At 66.4% G+C, this 23214-nt stretch carries 22 protein-coding genes; 8 read left to right on the top strand and 14 right to left on the bottom strand.

Annotated features, from left to right (window positions below):
* Window positions 1–32: 32 nt before the first annotated feature.
* The 12 genes from V1227_RS17105 to V1227_RS17050 all read right to left on the bottom strand — a co-directional run bounded on the left by V1227_RS17105 (window position 33) and on the right by V1227_RS17050 (window position 9312).
* Window positions 33–779, bottom strand: a complete 747-nt coding sequence (locus V1227_RS17105) for a hypothetical protein (protein WP_329793578.1) — start codon at window positions 777–779, stop codon at window positions 33–35.
* A gap of 83 nt (window positions 780–862) precedes the next feature.
* The gene (locus V1227_RS17100; protein WP_329793577.1) at window positions 863–1918 is read right to left on the bottom strand and encodes a bifunctional DNA primase/polymerase; all 1056 of its coding nucleotides are present in this window, start codon (window positions 1916–1918) and stop codon (window positions 863–865) included.
* A 456-nt stretch (window positions 1919–2374) separates the two neighbouring features.
* Window positions 2375–2545, bottom strand: a complete 171-nt coding sequence (locus V1227_RS17095) for a hypothetical protein (RefSeq protein WP_329793576.1) — start codon at window positions 2543–2545, stop codon at window positions 2375–2377.
* 310 nt (window positions 2546–2855) lie between these two features.
* A complete protein-coding gene (locus V1227_RS17090; protein ID WP_329793575.1) occupies window positions 2856–5126 on the bottom strand; it encodes a hypothetical protein in 2271 nt (756 codons plus the stop codon).
* Entirely contained in the window at window positions 5123–6241 is a 1119-nt protein-coding gene (locus V1227_RS17085; protein WP_329793574.1) for a DUF2637 domain-containing protein, read from the bottom strand. Before V1227_RS17085 ends, V1227_RS17090 begins: the two co-directional genes overlap by 4 nt.
* A complete protein-coding gene (locus V1227_RS17080) occupies window positions 6238–6546 on the bottom strand; it encodes a hypothetical protein (RefSeq protein WP_329793573.1) in 309 nt (102 codons plus the stop codon). Before V1227_RS17080 ends, V1227_RS17085 begins: the two co-directional genes overlap by 4 nt.
* Window positions 6543–6818 carry a hypothetical protein gene (locus V1227_RS17075; protein WP_329793572.1) on the bottom strand — a complete coding sequence of 92 codons (276 nt, stop codon included), beginning with the start codon at window positions 6816–6818 and terminating at the stop codon, window positions 6543–6545. The genes V1227_RS17080 and V1227_RS17075 overlap by 4 nt, the downstream gene beginning before the upstream one ends.
* A 341-nt stretch (window positions 6819–7159) precedes the next feature.
* Window positions 7160–7309: a hypothetical protein gene (locus tag V1227_RS17070; RefSeq protein WP_329793571.1), complete on the bottom strand. Its 150-nt coding sequence runs from the start codon at window positions 7307–7309 to the stop codon at window positions 7160–7162.
* 139 nt (window positions 7310–7448) lie between these two features.
* Window positions 7449–7622 (bottom strand): hypothetical protein, encoded by a 174-nt coding sequence (locus V1227_RS17065; protein ID WP_329793570.1) that lies wholly within the window; start codon window positions 7620–7622, stop codon window positions 7449–7451.
* Window positions 7623–7627: 5 nt separating this feature from the next.
* The gene (locus tag V1227_RS17060) at window positions 7628–8467 is read right to left on the bottom strand and encodes a DUF4097 family beta strand repeat-containing protein (RefSeq protein ID WP_329793569.1); all 840 of its coding nucleotides are present in this window, start codon (window positions 8465–8467) and stop codon (window positions 7628–7630) included.
* 54 nt (window positions 8468–8521) lie between these two features.
* The gene (locus tag V1227_RS17055; RefSeq protein WP_329793568.1) at window positions 8522–8995 is read right to left on the bottom strand and encodes a Pycsar system effector family protein; all 474 of its coding nucleotides are present in this window, start codon (window positions 8993–8995) and stop codon (window positions 8522–8524) included.
* Window positions 8995–9312: a hypothetical protein gene (locus tag V1227_RS17050; protein ID WP_329793566.1), complete on the bottom strand. Its 318-nt coding sequence runs from the start codon at window positions 9310–9312 to the stop codon at window positions 8995–8997. The genes V1227_RS17055 and V1227_RS17050 overlap by 1 nt, the downstream gene beginning before the upstream one ends.
* 579 nt (window positions 9313–9891) lie before the next feature.
* Between V1227_RS17050 and V1227_RS17045 the strand changes: the two genes are divergently transcribed.
* A complete protein-coding gene (locus V1227_RS17045) occupies window positions 9892–10740 on the top strand; it encodes a GntR family transcriptional regulator (RefSeq protein ID WP_329793565.1) in 849 nt (282 codons plus the stop codon).
* Window positions 10741–11671: 931 nt separating this feature from the next.
* Here the strand turns inward: V1227_RS17045 and V1227_RS17040 are convergent.
* Both V1227_RS17040 and V1227_RS17035 read right to left on the bottom strand, forming a co-directional pair.
* The gene (locus tag V1227_RS17040) at window positions 11672–12838 is read right to left on the bottom strand and encodes a tyrosine-type recombinase/integrase (RefSeq protein WP_329793564.1); all 1167 of its coding nucleotides are present in this window, start codon (window positions 12836–12838) and stop codon (window positions 11672–11674) included.
* 15 nt (window positions 12839–12853) lie between these two features.
* Window positions 12854–13441, bottom strand: a complete 588-nt coding sequence (locus tag V1227_RS17035) for a hypothetical protein (RefSeq protein WP_329793563.1) — start codon at window positions 13439–13441, stop codon at window positions 12854–12856.
* A 100-nt stretch (window positions 13442–13541) separates the two neighbouring features.
* On the opposite strand from V1227_RS17035, the gene V1227_RS40685 reads away from it, so the two are divergent.
* The 7 genes from V1227_RS40685 (at window position 13542) to V1227_RS17005 (ending at window position 22858) form a co-directional block, all read left to right on the top strand.
* Window positions 13542–13799 (top strand): helix-turn-helix domain-containing protein, encoded by a 258-nt coding sequence (locus tag V1227_RS40685; RefSeq protein ID WP_442916502.1) that lies wholly within the window; start codon window positions 13542–13544, stop codon window positions 13797–13799.
* Window positions 13792–14016, top strand: a complete 225-nt coding sequence (locus V1227_RS40680) for a helix-turn-helix transcriptional regulator (RefSeq protein ID WP_442916501.1) — start codon at window positions 13792–13794, stop codon at window positions 14014–14016. Before V1227_RS40685 ends, V1227_RS40680 begins: the two co-directional genes overlap by 8 nt.
* A 28-nt stretch (window positions 14017–14044) precedes the next feature.
* Window positions 14045–15190, top strand: a complete 1146-nt coding sequence (locus tag V1227_RS17025) for an AAA family ATPase (protein WP_329793561.1) — start codon at window positions 14045–14047, stop codon at window positions 15188–15190.
* Window positions 15191–15512: 322 nt separating this feature from the next.
* On the top strand, window positions 15513–15914 hold the full coding sequence (locus V1227_RS17020; RefSeq protein ID WP_329793560.1) for a hypothetical protein: 402 nt from the start codon (window positions 15513–15515) through the stop codon (window positions 15912–15914).
* Window positions 15911–17617 carry a relaxase/mobilization nuclease domain-containing protein gene (locus V1227_RS17015; protein ID WP_329793559.1) on the top strand — a complete coding sequence of 569 codons (1707 nt, stop codon included), beginning with the start codon at window positions 15911–15913 and terminating at the stop codon, window positions 17615–17617. Before V1227_RS17020 ends, V1227_RS17015 begins: the two co-directional genes overlap by 4 nt.
* 310 nt (window positions 17618–17927) lie before the next feature.
* Window positions 17928–21995 carry an AAA domain-containing protein gene (locus V1227_RS17010; RefSeq protein ID WP_329793558.1) on the top strand — a complete coding sequence of 1356 codons (4068 nt, stop codon included), beginning with the start codon at window positions 17928–17930 and terminating at the stop codon, window positions 21993–21995.
* Window positions 21996–22018: 23 nt separating this feature from the next.
* Window positions 22019–22858 carry a hypothetical protein gene (locus V1227_RS17005; protein ID WP_329793557.1) on the top strand — a complete coding sequence of 280 codons (840 nt, stop codon included), beginning with the start codon at window positions 22019–22021 and terminating at the stop codon, window positions 22856–22858.
* Window positions 22859–23214 lie beyond the last annotated feature (356 nt).

The following is a 23214-nucleotide window of genomic DNA, read 5'->3' as shown; positions in this document are numbered from 1 at the left end:
GGCACTGCGAATGGCGGGTGCTGCTGGGGTGGTCATGCGGCGGTTCCCTTGGTGCGTTCTCGGTACGCGGCTTGTCGGCAGGCGTGCGAGCAGTGCCGGGGCCATCGGCCGGTGGCCGGCCGATAGAGCGCGGCTCCGCATCGGCACCGGCGGTCGGTGACGGAAACCCTTCGAGGCGGTTGCGTCACCTCGGGGCGTGACGCTTTCCTCCAGGACGCTTGCGTCACGGTGGCGGCGTGGCCGATGAGTTGAACGCCGATCCACGCCGTGTAGGCGGGCGGGATGGCTTGGGTGAGGGTGGGCCACGGCATCCAGTCGATGCCCATCGCGGCCCGCGCCCGGTCGGTCGGTGCGGGTGACGTTTGCCCCTCGACGGGGTTTCGTCCCGTGTACGAGCCATAGACCGGCACCGCCGGTGCGCCGCGGTCGTGATGGCACGGCGTGCCGAACAGCGGCAGGTTCGACTCGAACAGCCGATGCCGTTGCACGCCCAGCCGCAGCGTCTCACCGCAGATGGTGATGGGGTCCTGCATGGGAGCACCGGGCACGTTTTCGATGACGTAGGCCCCGATCTCGCCCTGCTCAACGGCCTGACGCAGCCGCAGGCGGATCGGATCGAGCAAGTCGGTGTGTAGGTCGCGGCGGGCGGGCGGTGTGGCGCGGGAGAACTTCTGGCACGGCGGGGACGCGGCCACGACGTCGAACCCGGACACGTCGACGGTGAGCGCGTCGGCTTGGACGAACTCGAAGGGGTAGTGCGGCTGGGGTTCGATGTCCACTCCGGTCACGTCGAACCCTGCCGCGTGGTACCCGGCGGAGGCACCGCCCCCACCGCAGAACAGATCGAGCAGCCGGAGACGGCTCATGCGGCACTCCTGATGTCGGGTACGGGCCGGGGCCGGGAGAACCCGGACGTGAGCACGTAGCGGATCTCGGATGCGGGCAGCCCGGCGTGCCGCGCGGCCTCGGCCAACGCGGCCTCCACCGTGGCGCGGTCGATCCACCCGGCCAGTGCCATACCGGCGAGACGAGTGGTGGAGCGGAACAGCTTGCGGTTGCGGCCGGTGTCGGGCTCCATCGCGGCCAGCTCGGCGCACGCCGAGTGCAGGGCGCTGGCGGCGTAGCGGGCCGGGCCGGTCTGCGCGTCGACCACCGGCACGGCCGGGGCGGGCTTGGTGGCGGCCGGGACGGTAGTGGTGCGGTCGTGGCCGGTCCGGGTGAGGGCGTCGGCAAGCCACGTGTCCAGCGGGCGGGGCGTGGTGGTGGTCGAGCTGCGCCGGTACAGACCGGCCTGACTGGTGGAGCCGGGCAGCACGACATAGCCGCCGTAGCACTTGATGTCAATCTGCCAGCCCAGTCCTGTTCGGACGGTGTCGTCTCCGTCGCGGACCTTGCCGTGACTGCCTTTCCACTGACCGGTGGTGCTGTAGATCAGGTGCAGGCCACCGGAGGGGGTATCGGTGGTGAACGTGTCCGTTCCGACCGTGCCACCCGACAAGGCGGCCAGGGTGGCGTAGGTGTCGAGCCCATCGGCCGGCGGCGGCTCACCGGGCGGCCAGTCCAGGCCGTTGAGCGGGTGGCGTGGTGGCGGGCCGGGGCGGGTGTCGAGGTCGACCGCCAGCAGCCCGGACGCCCACAGGTGCACTGCCCAGATGGAGGTGTGCCAGCGCTGTGCCCAGCGTGCGATCACGCCAGGATCGGTGGTGGCTGCCCACACGCCGTGGCACAGCGCCCCGTCACCGCGTGCCAAGCACGGGCAGTCAGTGTGGTCATGGTCGCGGACCTTGGCGCGGCAGTTCCGGCATCCCGGCAGAGGAAGCTTGCTGTCGAGACTGAGCGGCAGGACGTGCCAGCCGCGGTGCACCGCCAGCCACAGCGCGGCATCGGCAGCGGTCGCAACGGTCCGGTTCGTGCTCATGATCGCGAGTCCCTTTCAGCCGTGGTTGTGGGTGTGGTGCTCTCGCGTGCCGCTGGGGGCGCACCGGGCAGGCCCTACTAACCCCGCGCGGGGTAGTGGGGCCTGCCGGTGAACGGGGGCGGCTGGAACGCACCACTAGGGGTGCCGGGTATGGCCGGGTTTGCGGGTTTGGCGTTCCCGGGCCGGGTTTGTCGCCGCGCTAAACCCGGCCCGTGTTTGCCCAGCTCAGGGCATGCCTGCTGGCGCGGGACCGGGTTTACGGGTTTGTTTTCGACTTTGAAGAAGGGTTGTTGTTGGTTAGGCGTGCGCCGCGGTCGACAGCGCGCACGCGGTGCACATGACCTGGTCCGGGCTCATGCGCGTGCCGCAGGTCGGGCAGGTGGCGACGAATCGCAGTGCGGCGCGGATCGGTCGGCCGATCGAGCATGGGCCGGTACGCGGGCGGGTGGCCACGGCTCACCGGGCGTTGTGCGCGGCCATGCAGGCCGGGCACTTGGTGTTGCCCGACAGGCTCGGGAACCAGACGCTGCTGGTCTCCGAGCTGTCGATGGTCTGGCCGCAGGCCGTGGTGACGGTGCCGTTCCACCACGAGCGGGACGCCACGACGTGCATGATCTGGCGTGCCATCTCAACCTCGTTTCTGTCACCGTGAGTGACTGTGTGGGGGGTGTGCGGGTGGGCCGCGTGCGCGGTGCTGCGGGTGCGACGCGGTGGGATGTGCGGGCGGTTCAGGGAAGGACCGGGCAGGGATGCACGAGTGCTGTTTTCGCGGGTTTCGGCCGGTCAATGCGGTGTGTTGTGGATCTTCCCTGGAGGTGATCGGCGCTGGTGAGCCCAGGGAAGGAGGGTCAGGGAAGCTGTCAGGGGAAAATCCCTGACTTTCGGTGCTTCCCTGACTGCTTCCCTGACTGCTTCCCTGTCGTCACCGGTGGTGTGTTCAGGCGTCGTCGTCGGCGAATCCGTCGTCCTCGGCGTCCGCCAGTTGCTCACGCAGGGTGATTGCTTCGGTGAGGTCCTCGGCGCGGATGACGCTGTGGCCGTCGCTTTTGCGGATGGGCACGTCGACGTCGTCGAGCTGTGGGCGCAGCGTCTTGGACGTCCAGTCGCCGTAGTGGCCGGGGTTGAGCTCGGCCAGCCGCGAGAGCGCCACCATCGTGCGGATGTGCTTGTCGGTGCCCATCACGGTGAGCAGGTCGGTGAGCAAGTCCGGCTCGGCCGCCTGCTCCTGGTCGTCGTCGACGGCCGGGGTGGGCTGGCCGCTGCGCAGCTCCAGGGCACGGTTGACGATCGGCGTGACCTGGTCCACTTCGTCGTCTTTGCGCAGGTAGAACGTGCGCAGCAGGCCGGGCTTGGCCATGATGCCGCGCACCATCGCGGTACCGACGTCGCCGGGACCCTCGGCGGTCTTGGGTTCCAGCGACACAGCGGAGATGCCGGCCTTGTAGGAGCCGGTGCCGAGTACGGCGTCGTTGGACTGCTGGTCGCCGATGGCGTAGCAGGCTTTGCAGCTGGTCACGGCCATGATCCGGCGGGGCAGTGACTCCGTGGACGGCTCCGGTGTGGCGAACACGAGCGTGATCGCGTACTTGCGGGCGGCGCTGATCAGCTTCACGGCCGTCTTGACGGCGGTCTCGCCGTGCTCGTCGTCCATGAACAGCGCCTGGCACTCGTCCATCACCATCAGCCGGGGCCGCAGCCGCGCGTCCTTGGCGGCCAGGGCGCGGGTGACGTTGCGCGAGACGCCGTGTTCCTTGAGCGCCTTGCCCCGCACGTCGATCTCGGCGTAGAGGGCTTTGAGCGCGTCCACGCAGTCCTTGACGGTCTCCGGCCCCGAGCCGGTGCGCAGGGTGCGCAACGCCGGTGCGAACGGCTCGTAGTCGACGTTCTCGGCCATGACGAACACGTCCACGTCCACCAGCGGATCGAGGATCGCTCCGGCCACCAGGTCGAGGATGAACGTGGACTTGCCCGAGCCCATCACACCGGCCAGGGCGTAGTTGCACTCGAACAGCCGGGCGGTGACCACGTCACCGCGGATGTTCACGCCGATCGGCACGCCCTTGAAGTAGTCCACCGTGCCCTCGTGCAGCAGCGGCCAGTCCGGCACCGGCCCGGACAGCGCGCCCTGGTTGGCCACCCACAGATCCAGCACGCCGGGCTGATCCTTGGGTTCGGTCGGCCACACCTCGATCGGCTGGCGCACCAGGTTGTGCGCCAGCACGGTCTTCTTGCGCACGATGTCGGCGACCGGGACACCACGGGGCAGTACCAGCCGCATCCGGTAGCCCTTGCCTTCCTCGTAGGGCGGGTCGATCCAGGTCGGGGCGATGGTGGTGCCCCAGCCCTTCTTGAACGCATCCCGCAGCTGGGGCAGGCCCCCGAGGTGACGTAGCGCGTTGAGCACCGCGGACTCGTCCGGGACCAGCTCCCGCGCATCGGCGGGGATGGGTTCGGCGCTCACCGCCCACATCGGCAACGTGCCGGCCGCGCGTCCGGCTGAGATCGACCGGACAGCCCAGGTGCCCGCACCGGTGACGGCCCACGCCCACCAGTAGCCGCCCACCGGCGACAGGTCCGCCACAGTGGTCCAGAACTCGACCATCCCGTGCCACCGGTCGGTCAGCGACCCCGCGCCGACGATGGCTTGAACGGCGGCAATACCGAGCAGCACCACGTGCCCGCCCGCCAGCAGCACGACCACGCCACCGGACCACTTCAAGATCTCGATACGGCGTTCCTTGCCACGCTGCGCCACACCTGCGCGGCGGCGCTCCAAAGAGTCTTCCAACTCGCGCAGCACCGCGAAGTCCTCCGCACCCTTGGCGTTCACGCGCAGGGTGGTGATGGCCTGTTCGAGGTCGAGGTGCTTGCGCCGGTTGCGGCGCTCCGCGCGCCGGATCTTCGCGCCCTCCCAGGCATACCCGGCGTTGCGCACCAGCACGTCCCTGACCGCCTGCGCCCGGTCGCGTGCGGTCACCATGTCATCGTCGGCGTCGGTCTTGGCCAGCGCAGCGGCGGCGGCCTTGGCGGCGGCTTGGGCGGCCAGTCGCCGATCCACCTCCGCCGACTCCTCCGGCGTCAGAACCTGCCCCTGCACCGCCTCATCGGACTCGACCGCGCCGTGACTGAGCGGCAGGGCGGCCGGGGTGGGGTGGTGCGCGGAGAAGTCGTACACCCGCGCACCGGACTCGTTGTCAGGCGTGGTCATGCGGTCACCTCCTGGCGGCCGTCGTCGGGGCCGTCGTCGTGCGTCGCGGCCTGCCAGACGACAGCCGCGTGGGTGGCGCGGATGCGCAGGAACTTGCGCACCGCGTCCTTGCTCGGCGAGGCCGGGAGCCTGCCGGAGTCGATGGCCGCGCGCACGCGCGCGACATAGCCGCCGAACTTGTCCGCGATCTCCGCCGGGACCTCAACAACAGGCGTCGCGGGCGGCGTTTGCCCTCTTCCCGAGGGGTGCACCGTCTTCCCGGCCGCGGTCACATCCGAGGTGGGCAGGGCGGTGAGGTAGGCGGTGATCTCCTCGGCCAGACCGTCGCTGAGTGCGCTGTCGAGTTTGGTGACGGGAAGGCCGGGTACCGCTGTGGGCGTCAGCCGTGGTCGGCCGAAGCCGCCGCGCAGGGTGAACGTGCCAGGCCGGTACAGCAGCGTTGCCGTGCCGTCGGCGGCGACCTCGGCTACGGCCTGGCGGACGGCGGCGCGGCGCACACGGTGAAGGCGCCTGTGTGCGTCGCGCTCCACACGCCGGGTAGCGCGCTCGGCGCGGGTGCGGCGGGCGCGCAGCGGGTTGGCGTGCACCAGCTGGTGCACCACGACACCGCCGACCGACACCAGCGCCATGACGATGCCGTGCCCGACGCCGCCGCCGGGAGTGTCGAGGCCGTGCACGAAGTTCAGCGCCGCGGCAACTGCGGCGAAGACCCACGTGCCGGTGTGCAGCCAGCCGGTTGGCCGGCCTGCGCGGGCGGCCATCGGCACCGCGAACGCGAACACCCACATCGCGCCCTCGGAGAACAGCGGCAGCAGCCAGCCGGGAGCGCCGAAGATCATCTCCCCGTAGACGGCCATCGCCGACCAGGCCAGCACCGCCGGAACGAGAATCACCGGCAGGAACAACAGGTCCAGCGCGTGCGTGCGGGTCCAGCCGGTCAGCTTCGCGAGCGTGGCCGCCCGGTCGGCGCGGGCCTTCTCGGCGGCCTGGCGGCGGATCTCGGCGTCGGCGGCCTTGTCGGCGCGGCGCTGCTCGAACAGCATCCGCTGGTGTTCGCGTGCCTGCTCGGCGGCGGCCACGCGGTCGGCGCGGCGATTGTCGGCCCAGGTGCTCATGCCATTGCCTCCCAACGGATACGGCCCGCACCGCGGCGCGGGTTGAACGAGGTAGTGGAGCGGCGGAAGTGGGTGCGGGTGGATCGGCCGGCCGCGCGCGGCAGGTACAGCAACGCGCACGCCGCGAGCAGGGCGGGCACCGTGTAGGCGGCGGCCTGCACCACGGGGTTGTCGGCGAAACCGGTCACCACGGCCCACTGCACCGCGGCGATACCGCCGGTGAGCATGAGCAGCTTCCACAGCAGCACCGCGACCAGCAGCGCCAGGCCGGAGCCCAGCAGGGCCAGCAACAGCAGGGTGTTCACCGCGCACCCGCCGATCCGGCGGCGGCCTGGTCGCCCTGGCGCAGCGCCAGGGCGTCGTGGGAGTTCTCCCGCGCCAGCTCGCACGCCTCGGCGTACTGCGGGTGCGCGGGGTTGCCGGTGATCGGGGTGAGCAGCCGCACCGACAGGGCGAACCAGTCCGCCACCTCGGCGTTGGACGCGTTCATGGGCGGGGCGCTGGCCTGCCAGGTCGCCAGCAGTTCGCAGATCCTCGGTTCGTGTGCCGCCGTGGCGGCGGGGGTGGTCGAGGGCATGGCACAGGGGTCCTGTCTCGTGAGAGCGGGTGAGGTGGGCACCGCCAGGCGGGCGGGGCGTGGAGGCCAGGGCGGTTCGAACCGCCCGCCTGGCGACATGGCAAAGAGCCCTTTCGGGTTCGAGGTACGTGCGTGGGGGCGTTGCGATGAGCGGGGACGAAACCCCTTCGAGGGGGAAGCGTCACGCGGGGCGGGCTGGCTTGGCCCAGGTGAGCGCGTGCGCGACACTGTGCGGGCCTGTGCTCGGTCCTTGTTGACCGGGTGAGGTGGTGCAACCTGGTCCGGCGGTGCGTGCTTGGCGGTTCGAGCCGCCGGACCAGGGCACAAATGCAGTCGCCCGGCTACTGCCGCACGCCGTCGACGTACGTGCCGCCGTTGGTGTCGCACGGCACCGACTTGCCCTTGGCCTCGTGCCGCTCGTGGTAGGTGCCGAACTGGTTGTCCCAGCTGATCTTGTGGCAGACACTGCACGTCTTCTCGATGAGATCCATGATCAGTCCTTTGTGGTCGATTACTCATCAGGGTCGTTGTCAGGGAACTGAGCGCCGCCGTATCCACGGCAGTCCGTGCAGTCGCAGCACCCGTCATCGCAGGTGCCGGTGCCGTCGCAGGCCGAACAGGCGACCCACATCACCGCACCTCACCGATGCGAGATGCCGACGTCGGGCAGGCGTAGCTGTAGGTGCCGGCGTGCACCCATACCGGCTCACCGAAACCGGGATCGACCTGCACCGTGGGCAGGTCGCACCCGTCCGGGCAGTCCCGGACGGTCTGCGGAAGCGCGCGGACGAACGCGGCGGTCACCGCCCTCACCGGCCCGCGACGGGACGCGGTCCGCGGACCCTGCCCGTCACCGTCGAGGTCGACAGCGCGACACCGAACTCAGGCGAGCCCGTGCTGACGCGGATGTCACCGGAGACCGTGGCCACCGACACCGCCACGCCATTCCGAACCGTGAAAACCGCGACATCACCGAAGACCGTGGAGACCTCCGCGCGTCCGCCCACCTCCAACGCCACATCACCCGACGTCGAGGTCACCCGCGCCGTGATAGCGGCGTCGACCACCACGTCACCGCAGATCGTGCGCGCGATCACCGTCTGCGCCTCACGCACGTGCAGAGCACCGGACATCGTGTCGAAGTCCACTGTGTCCAGTGCCCACTCACCGAAACTGCCGACCTCCAAGCCCGCCGACACCGTCCTGACGGTCACGCTGGAATCGGCAGGCAGCAGCACGTTGACCCGCACCCCACCGTGCACCGCACCATCGGCCGGCACCGCACCACCGACATGCACGTCCCCCGCCGAAACGACGCGGCCGTTGACGATGCTCACACCCACGACGTTGCTGCCGATGCTGACGTTGTGCAGGGTCTGCGTCACGGTCAGCCCACCGCCCGACCGCACCACCGTGGTCGCGCCACCACCCGCCGGGCCGGGCGGCACCGACACGACCAGCCCGCCCGCACCCAACTCCACCGTCGCGCGGCCGATCAACTCGGCGGCGACCTCATCACCGGCGACCATCGGCGACAGCGTCACCCGCGCCTGCTCGACCCCAGCGCCGTGCTGGACGAACACATGCCCGTGCTCGACCTTGATCGACGCCCGTACCGGACCGGACACCTCGAACGACTCAGAACGCATCACAAACACCTCTCACAGACGAGAAAAGGAAGGGAGACAACAACAATCAGGTCGCTACGCCGCCGTCACGGCCACCGCCACACCGAACAGCAGCACCCCGACCATCAGCAGGTCGATGGCTATGCGCACGTCGGTGTACTTGGCCCGCACGATCACCGACGCCCGGCACACATCCACCGCCAGTGCCGTAGCCGATTCCTCGGACTCGAACTGCTCCAGCAGCTCCGAGGGGCGCTCCACCAGACCGGCGAAACGCACGAACCCGAACTCCACGCCTTTCACCCGGCGCGGGCGCACCGCCGACAACAGCAGCAGCACACTGGCCATCATCGGCACCGCCGCGAGCCACAGAAACGCTTGCGCCACAGGCGGAACATCGCCCCTTGCCAGAGCGACCACACCGGCCAGGAACCCGCCGAACAGCGGCAGCATCGACGCTGCTTTCTGGTCAGCGCGCCGCAGCTGGTCCGCCACATCGGTCTGTGCCTGCTCGACACGAGCCACGACCTTGTCGCTGTGCTCACTCATCAGGCAGCCGCCAGCACCGGCGCACCGGCCTTGTTCGACGCGGCCCAGAACGCATCAGCCCGGACCTGCGCACGCTGCCAGCGCTGCCAGGCCAGCCGGGTGCGCTGTTCGGCGTCGAAGTGCCGGCCGGTCAGCTGGCCCAGTGCGGTGCGGTAGTCGGTGCGCTTGGGGTTCTCCTTGACCAGCTGACCGATCGAGGCGACCTGCGTGGCGAGACGGACCATTGCCTTACGGGCCTTGAGGTAACCGGCGCAGGCCTGCTCCTCGGCCAGGCGCAGAGCAGCCAGCGGGGAAGCGATGTAGTTGACCTCGGACATGGAGGATCCTTTACGTTTGCAAATGATCGAAGGAAGCGCCTACCTGCGGAAACAGGCGTCTCCGCAGAAGGTTGTGGACCGTTGAGTCCCGGAGCCCCATCGGCCGGCCGAACCGGGAACGATGAGGAACCGGCACACGAGAACGGGCCTTATGTGCTCTCAAGGGGTCAGCCTCGGCCGTGGATCTCCCGGCATTGGCGTCCAATGCCCCACGCTCGCTCACCACGCAGCACGCTGCGCGGGTCATTGCGGGCTAACGCCAGGCCGTGAGGCCCGAACGTGCTGCCAGGGGTGCGGGTTTCGCTGACCCTGTTCAGTTGTCAAAGAACAAGACCGCGACGGCGGTGTCCGACGTGAAGTCCGGCCCTGCGCGTCAAGCCGTTGAGCTGTGTTGCTGTGCCGGTGTGACCTGTGATCCAGGTCGCTCTGGCGACAGGACAGAAGCTAACAGTTGGTATGTGACCCAGTCAACTGTTAGGTCAAACTGGTCGGAAAGTGGCCTTCTACCTGCGGAAACGCTGATCGGTCGACTGTTATGACCCTGGTAGGCTGCTCGGATCACCTACGACTGGAGGTCAGATGGCAGGCGAAGGCCCACGCGCGGCACGCAAGGAGTCGCTCCGCCAGCAGGTCGCGCGCAACATCCGCAACCAGATAGCTGCTGGCGTCCTTCGTGATGGGCAGGCCTTGCCATCAACGCGCGAGTTGGCGCAGCAGTGGGACGTCAGCGTTTTCACCATCAGTGAGGCGATGCAGGATCTCATTGATGAAGGTGTTGTGATTAGCAAGTCTCGCGCTGGTCGTTTCGTTCATGCCCCTGATCAGATTCGTCACCACGAAGTGCGGACCAATGCGCCTCGTGTGCTGCTGATTGGCGGTTATGCGGGCAGTGGAAAGACGGAGCTTGGGCGTGTCATAGCGCGTGAAACAGGGTGGCCGATGCTCGATAAGGACACTCTTACGCGACCCGTTGTAGAAGCTGCACTGGAGTTGCTTGGCCTGTCTCCTAATGACCGTGAGTCTGAATCGTATCTCTCCGATGTTCGGCCACGTGAATACGAAGCGCTTATTAATGCGATGACGGAAAACGTGCAGTGTGGGAACAGTGCAATCGTTACTGCGCCGTTTATCAAGGAGTTTCGAGACGTTGCCTGGCTGAATCGAATCCAGGCAAGCTGTGACGACATGAAAGCTGTGGTTACGGTGATCTGGGTCTACTGCGATCCATCCACGATGAACACCTACATTCGTCATCGCGGCGCTGCGCGCGATGCTTCAAAGCTGGAGAACTGGAGCAACTATCTGGAGGCTATTGATGTCGACTTTAGGCCGCCGGTGTCGCACGTCGTGATCGACAATAGTGCTTCTGGCATTCCCTTGCAGGAGCAGGCGAGGAAGCTTGTGGCAGACCTCATCGGGAAGGATTGATAGTGCGTGGAGTAATTCTCTACGGTCCACCCGCTGCAGGTAAGGACACGGTTACTCGCGCTCTGCATTCGATCGACCGGCGGTATCAAATCTTCCAGCGGCTGAAAGTTGGCTCTGGTCGGACGGAGAGCTATCGAATGTCCGACCGTCAGCACCTCGATGCGCTTCGTCGGGCAGGCGATGTGATCTGGGAGAACTATAGGTACGATTCTTGTTATGTGATCGACCGTGAGCCTTTGATGTTCGCGCTTCGAGATCACTACCCAGTCGTTCACCTAGGGCAAATTGAGGCCGTCGACGCCCTCATTTCTGCTACTGATGCGAAGTGGCTCTCTGTCTATCTCTGGTGCCCTCGCGACATCGCGCGACGCAGGGTGATTGAAAGGCATACTGGTGATGTGGAGGCTCGGCTAACGGCATGGGATGAGACAAAGCCTCTGCTGAGTGCTGACCTATCGATCGACACTGCCCAGGTGTCCCCAGGTGATGCGGCCAGGCTGATCGACTGCGCGCTACAGGCGCAACGGTCGTGAGACGTCCACACGTCTGGGATGGATTCGCTCAAGCGCGCAGCCGGTGCCAGATCAGGCGCGTCACATGCCCTGCGGTGCAGGTCGGAAGTATGTCCACAGTGGACAATTTGACTGGGTGACTGAGCGACTAGCTGAGCGACAATCACCACGCACAGAGCCGGACGTCTACGGACGTTAGCGCACAAGCGATGCAGGTCAGCGGATCTGTCCATGCTGGACGATCAACGCTGCAAAGTGCCTGGGGGTCAAGGGGTCGCAGGTTCAAATCCTGTCGTCCCGACGGTCGAAGTATGGCGAAAGCCCAGTTCAGGGCCTTGGATCACTACGGTGAGACAAGGCCCTGACTGCGTTTTTAGGGCCGTCATCTCACAATTTCTCACGAACGCTTGTACTGCTTCTCAGCCGAGCAACTCATCCAGTTGGTTCGCGGCTTCTTTCAGGTGCTCGGCGTTGGGGTGGATGTAGACCCGCTTGGTGAAGCTCAGGTCTGCGTGTCCAGCCCAGGCACTGACAATGACGTCGGGGACGCCGGAGGTGGCCAGATAGGTCAGGCAGGCGTGCCGGGCGTCGTACGGCCGGACCTTCCGAACCTTCGCCTGGGCCATCAGCTTGTAGATCGCCCGTCTGAACTTGTCCGTCTTCCATGCCGCACCCAGCTCGTCGACGAGCACAAACCCTGAACGGTCGTAGGCGTCGCCTGCCTTCATCGCCTCGCGCGCTTGGCGGGCTTTGATGGCCTTCAAGGCGGCATGTAGCGGCTTGGGCAGTGGCAACCTGCGCTTGCCCTTCTCGGACTTCGGACCTTTCTCCTCGACTTCGCCATCGACGAGCGTCCTGGTGAGCTCCACAGACAGCGTCTCGGCTTCGAGATCAACGGCTGACCAACGGAGCCCGCACACTTCGGCCGGCCGCATCCCTATCAGCGAAAGCAGGACCGGGGCGTGCAGCCTGTGGTCCCGGATCGCGGCGAGGAACTGTCTCACCTCCGTCTCACTCCAGGGCACTCGCTCAGCTGCAGCCGCTGCTGCCTTCCGGCGTGCCTCGCGGGGAATCTGTGTGTACTGGGCGACGTTGCGCACGACCAACTTCCGTCGCACCGCGACGTTCAGCGCGGCCCTGAAGCGGCCGAGAGTCAGCTGGACCGACCGGACGCCAAGACCGGTGCCAACCTTTCCTCCGCGCTTGCGGCCGGAAGTGAGCATCCAGCTCACCAGGCCGTCCACGTCTTCTTCGCTGAGCTGCTGAAGGCGCCGATGGCCGAGCCGTTCCCGCACCGGCAGAAGCGCGTCGGCGTAGTTCGACGCCGTGGCTTTCTCGACATCAATCGTCGCCGACGTCAGCCAGGTGTCGAGCCACTCCGCGACGGTCATCTTGTCCGGCCCGACGAACGTTCCCTCGTCGGTCTGGTGCTTGATCTTCGCGTACTCGGCGCGGGCTTCCTTCCGAGTGTCGTAGGTCTTGGTCAGCTGCTTGCGCTTGCCGTCGGGATCACGCCCGACGTCGATCACGAACCGATACCTGATGGTCCCGTCTTTCAGCTCGATCTTCTTGATCGGATCCCCCATGTTTCCCCTTGGCGATCAGTCCCCCTCGGTCTCGCCCAGACGGGGAAGAATTCCCAGCTCGCGAGCTCGGCGGATGTACCGAGCGACTTGCGTGCGTGAACGGTTCATGACGTTGGCGACTGCCACAGCAGGCGCCCTGTTGCCCCTGGACACGGCTTCCGCGTAGATCAATGCGGCGCGCCGGGCATCGTCATCAGCTTGGGTGCGAGCGCGTTGATCTGCGCTCGGTGCGGCGTCGTTGCGGTCCGTTGGTTGCACAGCGCCAGGCGGGAGCGTGGCGAGCCATTCCTCTCGCGTAGAGGCCGGCACCGTGGCTTCCTCCACTGCCCGCTGCACGAGTTGGTCGATGAGGATCTGCCTCATCACCGACGTCGTGACTGGAGTCTTGGTGCTCGCTTGGACCTTCACTGAGATCGCGACGGGACGAAGGTCAGCCCCGACGAACACCTCGAGGACCACAGCTGCCGGTGGCTTCTCCAACCCGAAGTTGGCCTGGAAGCGGTTTGGTATCGCGGTGTTGGGCCCCGTGGACAGATAGCCGCGGGGAGCCAGTTCGTCGATGGTGACCCAGGCGATCTCGAAGTTCTTCGGCAGGCGAGGCACGGCAGAACGATACGACCTCCCTCATCGTCAGTGATCGGACGACTACAAGCTATACCATCATGGTGGCACAGTCAATGTCTTTGAGTCTATCGTGCATGGCATGGCTATCGGGGGAATGGCTCTGGCGGAGCGATCCGCAGAGCTTCGTGAATGGATCAGGACCGGGAGGGCGCGTCAGCTACGCGTCGTTGCCGGTCTCAGTCAGGCGCTGGTCGCCCAGGACTGTGAGGTCACGGCGTCCACTGTGCACCGCTGGGAAACAGGTGATCGGTTGCCTCGTGGACGCAACATCTTCGCGTACCACAGCCTTCTGGCTCGCCTGGTCGAGCGTGAGCTGCTGGGGGAGCACGATGTCTAGGCGACAGCACAAGAAGCGCCCGACCTTGGCGGAAATCAAAGCAGAGTGGCCGCCGACCGTCGATGTGCCGACAGCTGGAGAGGCATTCGGCCTGAGTCGCAGCTACTCCTACGAACTCGTTGCACGCGGAGAGTTTCCTGCACGAGTGGACAGGTTCGGGAGCCGCTACGTCGCCTACACCGAGTCGATCATTCGCAAGCTGTCGGCAACGGACTGACGCGATGGCCACGTTCGGGGGACCGGCCATGACAGATGAACCGCCGAGCCGGCGCTTGCGAGTGAGAGCGATTCGCGAGGTCGAGATCGTGCAGACGCGGTACGTGTGGAACGACTACTTGCCTGTTGGTGAGGTGTCGTTGTTGGTCGGCAAACCAGGGATCGGGAAGAGCACCGTTGTTGTCGACCTCGCCGCCAAACTGACCACGGGACAGCTGGACGGCGCCTTCAAAGACGAGCCGCACCATGTCCTCTACTCGACCACAGAGGACTCACCGTCCACTCTGAAGGCCCGTTTCGTCGCAGCCGGCGGAGATCCGGACTACCTACACCTGGTCGATGTCGTCTACGGCGAATCGGTCGACGGGACACCGCTGATCGTCAACCTCGACCTGGACGCAGCACGTGAAGCGATCGCGGCATGGCAGCCGGTCTTGCTCGTGCTGGATGCGCTCAACTCGTCCTTGTCCGGACAGCTCAACGACAACTCCGTCGTGCGCCCGCAGTTGGAGAAACTGAAGCTGCTGGCGCACCACACGGGCGCAGCGATTCTGGGAGTTGGGCACTTCCGGAAGGCAACGGCAGGCGTCGATCCAGTCGACGCAATCGGCGGCGCTGGCGCGTACACACAGGTTGTCCGACACGTGTTGGCGTGCGGAGCGGACGAGGACAACTTCGTCCTCTCGGTCATCAAATCTAACATCGTGTCGGTTCCAACTGTCCCGTCGCTTGCGTACGGCACCGAGGCTGTTTCGATCTCCGCTGACGATGGAGGCGAGGCCACCGTCGGCAAGATTCACTGGTTGGGAGAGTCGGCGACATCGGTCGCCGACCTTCTCCTACATCCCGCACACGACGACGGTGACGACCGTGCGGAAGCCGTCGTGTGGCTCACCGAGTACCTCGTCGACTGCGGAGGCGAGGCCGCAGTTGCCGACGTGTTGTCCAACGGGGGCCAGGCCGGTTTCTCCAAGGACACGCTAAAACGTGCGAAGTCAAAGGCCAAGGTTCGCTCGCAGAAAGCCGCCTTCGGTGGCGGTTGGGTGTGGCGGATCAGGCTCGAAGGGAGCGTGAAAGAGTGCGAAGGGTGCGGTGTTGAGAGTGCCGCTCCCTTCGAGCCCTTGGTGCGCGCTTCGGAGGCTGAACACGGCAACCGGCCGCGGTCAGCAAGCTAGAGATCAGGACACCCGAGGGGCGTCCTGACCAAACGACACTGGCCACCGCGCAGCCCACGCGCCATCTACGAAGGCACTTCCGTGCCATCGGCGACGGGCGAGCGCTGCGCGGTGGCTGGCGCAGCAGCAGGGCCAGCCGGGCGCCGTGCGCGAAGTCGATGCCGACCTGGTCGACACGGCGCCGGACTCGACACCGCAAGGTGCAGTACGGACTGCCAACTTCGCGGGTCACGGATCGGCAAGGCTGGGTGCTGTCCAGCCATTCGTTCGACGTTGAGAGCGAGCGGGCTTCGAAGTCCGCCTGTCGTTTCAGGGGGAAACGATGAGCACGGGGAAGCAAGGTGTGCGCCGGCAGCGGCGTGTGCGCGGAGGCGCTGAGACCCGGATCAACATTCGCACTTCGGGCTTGGTGCGGGATGCGCTGGAAGCGCGAGCGGTGGTGGCTGGTTTGTCGGTGCCGCTGTACTTGGTTGAGTGCGGGCTACGTGAACCCGACGGCTGGTCGCTGCGCCAGCAGCGGCACTGGGTAGCCGAGTGGGAGGCCGCTGCGGTGAAGCTATCCCGCTCAGGCAGCGCGCTCAACCAGCTCGCCCGCCAGGCCAACAGCGACCACGTCATCGGCCAGCAGCAGTTGCAGGCGGCGCTGACCTACCACCAGCGGGTCTTGGACGAGCTGTACCGGGTGCTCGGTGCGGTGGACCAGCGCCGAGGGGACGGGCGGTGATCGCCGAGGTCGCGGGCCGCGGCAAGCGCGGTTCCAACACCCTGGGGCTGCTGCGCTACCTGTTCGGCAAGGGCCGCTCCAACGAGCACCGCGACCCGCACGTCGTGGCGGCGTGGGACCCAGAATGGGTACGCGGCGGAGCCTGGGGTGAGGACGCGACCACCGCCCGAGGCCGCGCACGGCTGGCCCAGCAACTGGACGCTCTGATGGTGGGGCACCAAGTGGACCTACCAGACGGGCACGTCTACCACGTGGTTCTGTCCATCCCGCCCACCGACATTGCCATCGCCGGCTACCGACCCCAGCCGGAGGCGAACACCGACGAGTACGGGAAGCACTCCACCCAGGAGCGGTTGCCGGACGAGGTGTGGCGCGAACTGGTCGAGTCCGGCATCGCCGCTCTGGGGCTGGGTGCCGACGCCGACGGACACGGCGGCTGTCGGTGGGTCGCGGTCCACCACGGCCTCTCAACCAAGCGCAACGACCACGTCCACGTCGTGGTCAACGTGGTGCGCGGCGATGGCCAGGTGGCCAACCTGCATCGCGACTTCCTGCGGTGGCGCGACTGGTGCCGCCAGGTCGAGGAGGAGCGCGGCTGGACGCGTACCGCCCCGGCTGGCGAGGGTCGCTCCAAGCGCACCTCGCGCGCCGAACTTGTACGCGCGGACGCCAACGGGCAGCGCACGGAGCGGGACCGGCTGCGCGACCTCGTTACGGCCGTAGCCGCCGAGGCCGTCGACGAGATCGGTTTCGTACTGGGCCTGCGTCGCCGTGGTGTGCTGGTTGTCGCTTACCCCGACACCGGGCCGGTCACCGGTTACAAGGTCGCCTTACGCACCGAGCAGTACGTCGCCGAGCAAATGCGTCCAGCACCCGAGCCGCTGTGGTTCGCGGGGTCGACGCTGCGCCGCGACCTGTCCTTGCCGCGGCTGCGCGCTCGCTGGCCTGATCCCAAACCACTTCCCGCGAGCCGGCAGCAGGTGCTGTGGCGCGATCTCGCTGGCCACCCCGTTGACCCGCAGGACCGCATCGGCGGAACGAGTGAACAGACATTGCGACGGGAACTGGGCCAAGCGCGCGCCGCGGTAGGAGCTGCCACCGGCACCGCAGAAGGCGCAGTTTCGGCGCCGGATCTTGACCAGCGCACCTGGCACCTGCTCGTCGAGCGCTCCGCCGACCTGGTAGCCGTGGTTCGATTTCACGACCCGCGCCAGCTCTTGGCCGAGGTCTACGATCAGCTGACCCGCGCCGCCCAACTTCCTCACATAGCCGCGACAGCCAGCTTCACCGCGTCGTCGAGTGCTAAGCGGTCTCCAGCCTCGGGCATCACCGCTCAGGAGGCACTGCGGCTGTTGAGCGACGCCACCCGTGCTGCCGCCCGTGCCCGCGATGTCACCCCGGTTGTCCTGGCCTTGGTCGTGGTCGCGGTTCTGGGCATCGTCACGGCCCTGCTGGCAATCGCCGAGCGTCACACCATCCGTGAGGCTGCCTGTTATCAGCTGTACGCCGCCATCGCTGTCCTCGAGAAGCATCCAGCCCGCAACGACCTCCCACTCGAGAAGCCACCACTTCTCCGCCAACCCGTCACGGCCACCCCAACCGCTGCTCGACCGGGCCCGGCACCGCTTCCCCGCACCACGCCGGTGCAACCACGCCGGGCCGCCCCGTCCAACTCGACCAGGAGCACAGGGCCTACCCGGTGATAGGACACATCGAGTGGAACGTGAGCAACCGTCCAAGTACGGCTTTCCGAAGCTCGCGACTCTAGAAGGTGAGCACATTTCTCAATTGATGTAAAAACTGCCAAATCCTAACCATGTCGAATCATACAAGTGAAGCGGTCGGCTTCGGGGCGTGCCTCACTCTCGGTATCACAGCTACCCGTTTGGGTGTCAACGGATGCCCTGAACGGACGCTGACCTGCTCCACCCTCTTAGACATACTGAGCGGCTCGCCAGTGCTCTGCGGGCTCGGCGTTCGCGCCGATCGCAGCGTTCGAAGGGGGAAGGGCAGGTGGCGATAGGTGCCGACCGTGCTCGGATCGATCTCGTAAAAACCAAGGCGGAGTCGTGGGCAGATGACCTGATCGACTTCGGCCCCAACAACACACTGCTGTACTACCGCGACAGCAAAACTTGGAGCCTCGACCTGGCCAAGGCCGCTCCTGAATTCACTGCGCAGCTGCTCTCAGGCCGTAAGACCAGGCTTGACACATTGGTGGCTTCCGGTGAGGCACACGCAGCTGCCTGCCAGCGTGCGCGCAACCTGCGCCGCAGGATGCTCACTTTCCAGGAGGAGCAGGGCGTCGATGACGTGGGGAAGTTGGCCCACGGCCTCTTCTTGCTGCAGCCGACGTCGACCAAGGGCACGACGCCGGTCAAGCCCCTGAGGGCGCCTCTTGTCCTCCAACCACTCACGATCACACCCCGCACCGCTGCGGAGACGGACTACGTGCTTGAGCTGGTCGGAGCCCCTGAGGTCAACCCGGTGCTGCTGTACGCGCTCAACCGCCAGCACGGCATCGATCTCGACGTCGAGCAGCTCACCGACGAGCTGAACGCGATGATCGAAGAGAACGATGACCGCTCGACGCATGCGGGACTCGTCTACCGGGCGTTGAGCGACCTCGTGTCCGAGCACGGTCGCACCGCGGAATTCGAGGAGCGGCTGTTCGCCAGTACGTTCAGCTTCGACAAGCTGCCGATGGTGCGAGAGCTGAAGGACTGCGCCGAGCTCTTGGCAGCGCACGACGTCATCGCTGCGACGGCGGGCTACGAACCGGCCAGGCGCCAGCTCCGTGAAACGGCCAGCGGGTACCAACCGATCGAGCCCGACGAGGTCGTCCTCAGGGACGAATTCCTCGTCCTCGATGCGGACTCGTCCCAGCAGCGCGCTGTCAACGCGGTGATGGACGGGCAGCACGTCGTGATCCAAGGACCGCCGGGAACTGGCAAGAGCCAGACGATCGCCAACATCATCACAGCTGCGGCGGCAAGGGGTTGGCGCGTGCTGTTCGTTGCGGAGAAACGAGCCGCGATCGAGGCGGTCACCAACCGCTTGGAGCACGTCGACCTGGGACACCTGGTGTTCGACCTCCACCAGCAGAAGCTCGACAAGCGTCAGGTCGCCCAACAGGTCTCGGAGTCGTTGGACAGGGCAAGCAAAGAGCCACCCGCGGACGTCAACGGTCTGCACGAGCGGTTGACCGAACGACGTGACCACCTCCTGCACCACGACCGCGCACTGCACGCCGCGATCGAGCCGTGGGGCATCAAGGCATTCTCCTTGTACGACGAGCTCCTGGCCCTGCTGGACAGGAGCTCCAATCCGGTGCGGTTCCGCGGTGCCGAGCTGCGCGACCTGCACGGTGACACGGTTCAGCGGGTCGAAGACGACCTCATGAAGTTCATCAACTCGGACGGCCTCCGCTTCCACCGCGGCGAGTCCGCCTGGTCGGAGTCCGAGATCCGCACGCCCGAGCAGGTGCAGAACGTGATCGTCCAGCTCGACGAGCTGCACGCTAAGACGTGGCCGGACGCGCAGGACCGGATGCGGCGCCTCATCGGGCAGGTCGGCTTCCAACGCCCCACGGATCTGCCGGGGTGGGAACAGGTCTTGGAACTGCTGCGCCACGTCGAAAACACGTTGACCCTATTCGAGAAGGACGTGTTCGGTGATGAGCTTGAGGACTACTGCTTCGCCACCGGGGACCGCAGGTGGCGGTCAGCCAACCCGCGACCGCTGAACTGGTGGCAGCGGTACAAGGTTCGCAAGGTGGCCGCGGCGCTCCGCAAGGCCGGAAAGTGCAACCGGCGCACGCTACACGCGGATCTGAGCGCAGCGCTCGCCCAGCGCAACCGGTGGCAGGAGATGGCAGCGGGAGGGGGTGCACCGCAAGAAGTCATCGGCCTCGCTGAGACGCTCGAGGAGATCGCCAAGGCCCGCGACCAACTGGCCGCTGTGGCGATGGGAGCCCAGTTGACCGAACCTGACCAATGGTCGGAAGACGAGGTGACAGCGCACGTCGGGCGGCTGCACGAGGAGCGGAACTTCCTCTTCAAGGTCCCGATGCTGAACGAGTTGACCGATCGACTCGTCGGGATGGGAATGGGGCGTTTCCTGGACGTCCTGGTGGAGCGGAGTGCGGATGCCGAACTTGCGCGCACGATGTTCCGCTATTCGTGGTACAGCTCCTTGCTCGACGAGTACCGGGTGCGCATCCCGCACTTGGGGCAGTTCGCGGGGCTGCACCACTCGCACATAGTCTCCGAGTTCCGGGAGTTCGACACCTCTCACTTCCAGCTCAACGCCCAGCGCGTTCGCCGGCGCGTCGCCGAGAGGCTGCGTGAAGCACGTGACGCGCACCCGGAACAGAACGACGTGGTCCGCGCCGAGGCGAAGCGCAAACGGGGCCACATGCCCCTGCGGAAGCTGGTCGCCAAGGCTCCAGACGTCCTGCTCGCCGCCCGCCCGTGCTGGGCGATGTCCCCGATCGTGGTCAGCAGGCTCCTGCCCGCGCAGCGGCTGTTCGACTTGGTCGTCTTCGACGAGGCAAGCCAGGTGGAACCGCAGGACTCGATGACGTCCATCATGCGCGGCAAGCAGCTCGTCGTCGCGGGGGACGAGCGCCAACTGCCGCCCAGCGCCTGGTTCCGCACAGCTCTCAGCGGCGGCGATTCGGACAACGATGAGGATGACGAGCAGGCCGATACGCCGCAGGTTCGCGATTTCGAGTCCATCCTCGCCTGCCTGAGCGCCTTTATCCCGAACACCCGGATGCTGGAGTGGCACTACCGGAGCCAGGACGAGAGGCTGATCGCATTCTCCAACAAGGCTTTCTACCAGGGAAAGCTCATCACCTTCCCCGGTTGCCAGGCGGTGAGCCCTCTGTCATTGCACCAAGTCGACGGCAGGGTGGCGCCAGGCCGTGACGGATCTGCCGAGGCCGAGGTGGAGAAGGTCGTCGATCTGGTGCTGGCGCACGCCCGCGCCAATCCCGAGGACACCCTCGGTGTCATCACCATGGGTGGCAACCACGCCAAACGCGTCGAGCTCGCTCTTCGACGAGCCAACGCCGCTCACGGCGAGCTGGCTGAGTTCAACGGGCGCATGCAGGGAGCGGGGCGTCGCCTGTTCGTCAAGAGCATCGAACAAGTCCAGGGCGACGAGCGTGACGCGATCATCTTCAGCCTTGGTGCCGCCAAGGCGATCAACGGTCGACTTCACATGACCGCCTTCGGCCCGCTCAACCGGCAAGGGGGAGAACGGCGCCTCAACGTGGCGATCACACGTGCGCGGAAGCGGGTGGACATCGTCGCTTCGTTCTCCCCGCTCGACATGCCCACGACCGGGATCAGCGTCGGAGCGGACCTGTTGCGCCAGTACCTGGAGTTCGCGGACAACGGGGGATCGCTGGGCCTCGTCGGTGCGCAGGGCAAGCAGGAGATGAACGGCTTTGAGCGGAGCATCCATGACGCCTTGGTCGATGCCGGCGTTCCGGTGACGCCGCAGTGGGGTGTGGCCGGTTACCGCATCGACTTCGCGTTGGGGCACAGGGACCAGCACGGCCGGATGGTGCTGGCCGTTGAGGCGGATGGCGACACCTACCACCAGTTGGGCAGCGCTCGTGACCGCGACAGGCTTCGGCAGGAACACCTGGAACGCCTAGGCTGGCGGTTCCACCGCGTGTGGGCGAGTGAGTGGTTCCGCGATCGAGCCACGCAGACCGCGATGATCGTGGAGAGCTGGGAGAAAGCCATGCTCGACGCGGAACGCGACATCGCTCCTTCTCCTGCGACGACCGTGCCCTCTCGGAAGCCGCAACAGGCTGCCGTCGAACGCGGTCCTCGCCCAGGGTTCCTTTCGGAGCCGCGACGATCGAAGATCGACGACTACTCCGACCGCGAGTTGGTCGAGCTGTGCTTGTGGCTGCTCACCGACCGGTTGCAGGTCGATCGCGACACCCGCATCGGCCAAGCCATTGAAGAGATCGGTTTCCGCAAGCGCACGACCAAGATGGAACAGCGCATCGGCAACGCCCTGGTGCGCGCTCAGCAGCTCGTTGACGGACAGGGAGCATGATGTTTCCGCTAGACCCCAAGACTGTGGAGCGGCTCGCCCGGATCGTGGTCGACCAGGGTGGTCCGTACGAGCGCACAGGACGCGAAGTTGAAGCACTCCTCCGCAACGCCGGCTGGATCGACCCGCCTGGCTACGACGGCTCGTCCAAGGTCAGCTGGCTGGTCGACGCCCTGACCGAACGGGAGAACGTGCGAACCGACATCGAGCGGTTTCTGTGCCGACTGTGCGATCCCATCGAGTACGTGGACGGCAAGGCGGAAGCCGATGACGTCCGCCGATCGATCAATGAGGTACTCGAGCTGGAGAGGCTTGAAGTCAGCTACGTCGGCGGTCGGCCGGTGGTCGGAGAGCTGGGCAGCAACGGCACGGCCAAGATCGTGCTCCACGTCGAAGACGTGGAGCAGCGGCTGCGCAAGCTGATCCGTGAGGAGAAGCTGGTCCAGATGTTGGTCTCGCGAGTCAGGGAGAGCCAATTCGCAGAGGCCAGCGGCTCGTACCTCCTCGCGCTCTTCGGCATCGGCAGCTTCGTCGAAGGGTTGCTCTACTCGGTGCTGATCGGCCACTACCCCGAGTTGGTTCGAGAAGGGTTCACCGGTCGGAACGGAAAGATCCGGGCCGACCGCGCAGGTCTCGAACTGCTCCTCGACACAGCTCATGATCGAGGACTGGTCCAGCTCGACGCGAAGGACTTCATGCGTCCCGTGCGGGAGTTCCGCAATTACATCCACCCGCGCAGGCAGTTCGAGACGGACTTCACCCCGGACGCAGACACGGTCGCCATGTGCTGGCCGCCGGTGCAGGCACTGCTGAACGACCTCGACAAGCTGGTGGTCTCCGAGGGCGCGGACGAGGTAACCGTGTAGTCGACGACGTTTGGTTCAGTCGTAGACGTGCCGCCTTCCCAGTGTGGGCAGGCGGCACGTGGACTGCCTTTACCTGGGTCGTCTGGGACTTCGCCAACACTGACAGGAACGAGCGCATCCGCTTGCCTCCCCACAGCCCTGCGGTCCTCGGCGCAGGTCAGCGTGCGGAGTTCGGGCGCCGACGCCGCATGGTCAGTCGAATGAACAGGGAGCGTCGTCATAGGTATCCAAGAACAGGCCAAGTACGCAGGAACATCCCTGTCTCGATTCCTCGATGCGCGCCTGCCGCACCGCGCCTCGGTGCTCGGGTCGTGGACCAAGGCGTTGGCATCTGCAGCCCGGAACGACATCCCAGC

Origin of the sequence: Lentzea sp. DG1S-22, assembly GCF_036321065.1 — a bacterium.
GTDB lineage: Bacteria > Actinomycetota > Actinomycetes > Mycobacteriales > Pseudonocardiaceae > Lentzea > Lentzea jiangxiensis.
This window is presented reverse-complemented; position numbering and strand designations above follow the sequence as displayed.

Coding starts and splice junctions, on each gene's coding strand:
- V1227_RS17100 (WP_329793577.1), bottom strand. CDS start 1,918: ATGAGCACGAACCGGACCGTTGCGACCGCTGCCGATGCCGCGCTGTGG.
- V1227_RS17095 (WP_329793576.1), bottom strand. CDS start 2,545: ATGGCACGCCAGATCATGCACGTCGTGGCGTCCCGCTCGTGGTGGAAC.
- V1227_RS17090 (WP_329793575.1), bottom strand. CDS start 5,126: ATGACCACGCCTGACAACGAGTCCGGTGCGCGGGTGTACGACTTCTCC.
- V1227_RS17085 (WP_329793574.1), bottom strand. CDS start 6,241: ATGAGCACCTGGGCCGACAATCGCCGCGCCGACCGCGTGGCCGCCGCC.
- V1227_RS17075 (WP_329793572.1), bottom strand. CDS start 6,818: ATGCCCTCGACCACCCCCGCCGCCACGGCGGCACACGAACCGAGGATC.
- V1227_RS17070 (WP_329793571.1), bottom strand. CDS start 7,309: ATGGATCTCATCGAGAAGACGTGCAGTGTCTGCCACAAGATCAGCTGG.
- V1227_RS17060 (WP_329793569.1), bottom strand. CDS start 8,467: ATGCGTTCTGAGTCGTTCGAGGTGTCCGGTCCGGTACGGGCGTCGATC.
- V1227_RS17055 (WP_329793568.1), bottom strand. CDS start 8,995: ATGAGTGAGCACAGCGACAAGGTCGTGGCTCGTGTCGAGCAGGCACAG.
- V1227_RS17050 (WP_329793566.1), bottom strand. CDS start 9,312: ATGTCCGAGGTCAACTACATCGCTTCCCCGCTGGCTGCTCTGCGCCTG.
- V1227_RS17045 (WP_329793565.1), top strand. CDS start 9,892: ATGGCAGGCGAAGGCCCACGCGCGGCACGCAAGGAGTCGCTCCGCCAG.
- V1227_RS17040 (WP_329793564.1), bottom strand. CDS start 12,838: ATGGGGGATCCGATCAAGAAGATCGAGCTGAAAGACGGGACCATCAGG.
- V1227_RS40685 (WP_442916502.1), top strand. CDS start 13,542: ATGGCTATCGGGGGAATGGCTCTGGCGGAGCGATCCGCAGAGCTTCGT.
- V1227_RS40680 (WP_442916501.1), top strand. CDS start 13,792: ATGTCTAGGCGACAGCACAAGAAGCGCCCGACCTTGGCGGAAATCAAA.
- V1227_RS17025 (WP_329793561.1), top strand. CDS start 14,045: ATGACAGATGAACCGCCGAGCCGGCGCTTGCGAGTGAGAGCGATTCGC.
- V1227_RS17020 (WP_329793560.1), top strand. CDS start 15,513: ATGAGCACGGGGAAGCAAGGTGTGCGCCGGCAGCGGCGTGTGCGCGGA.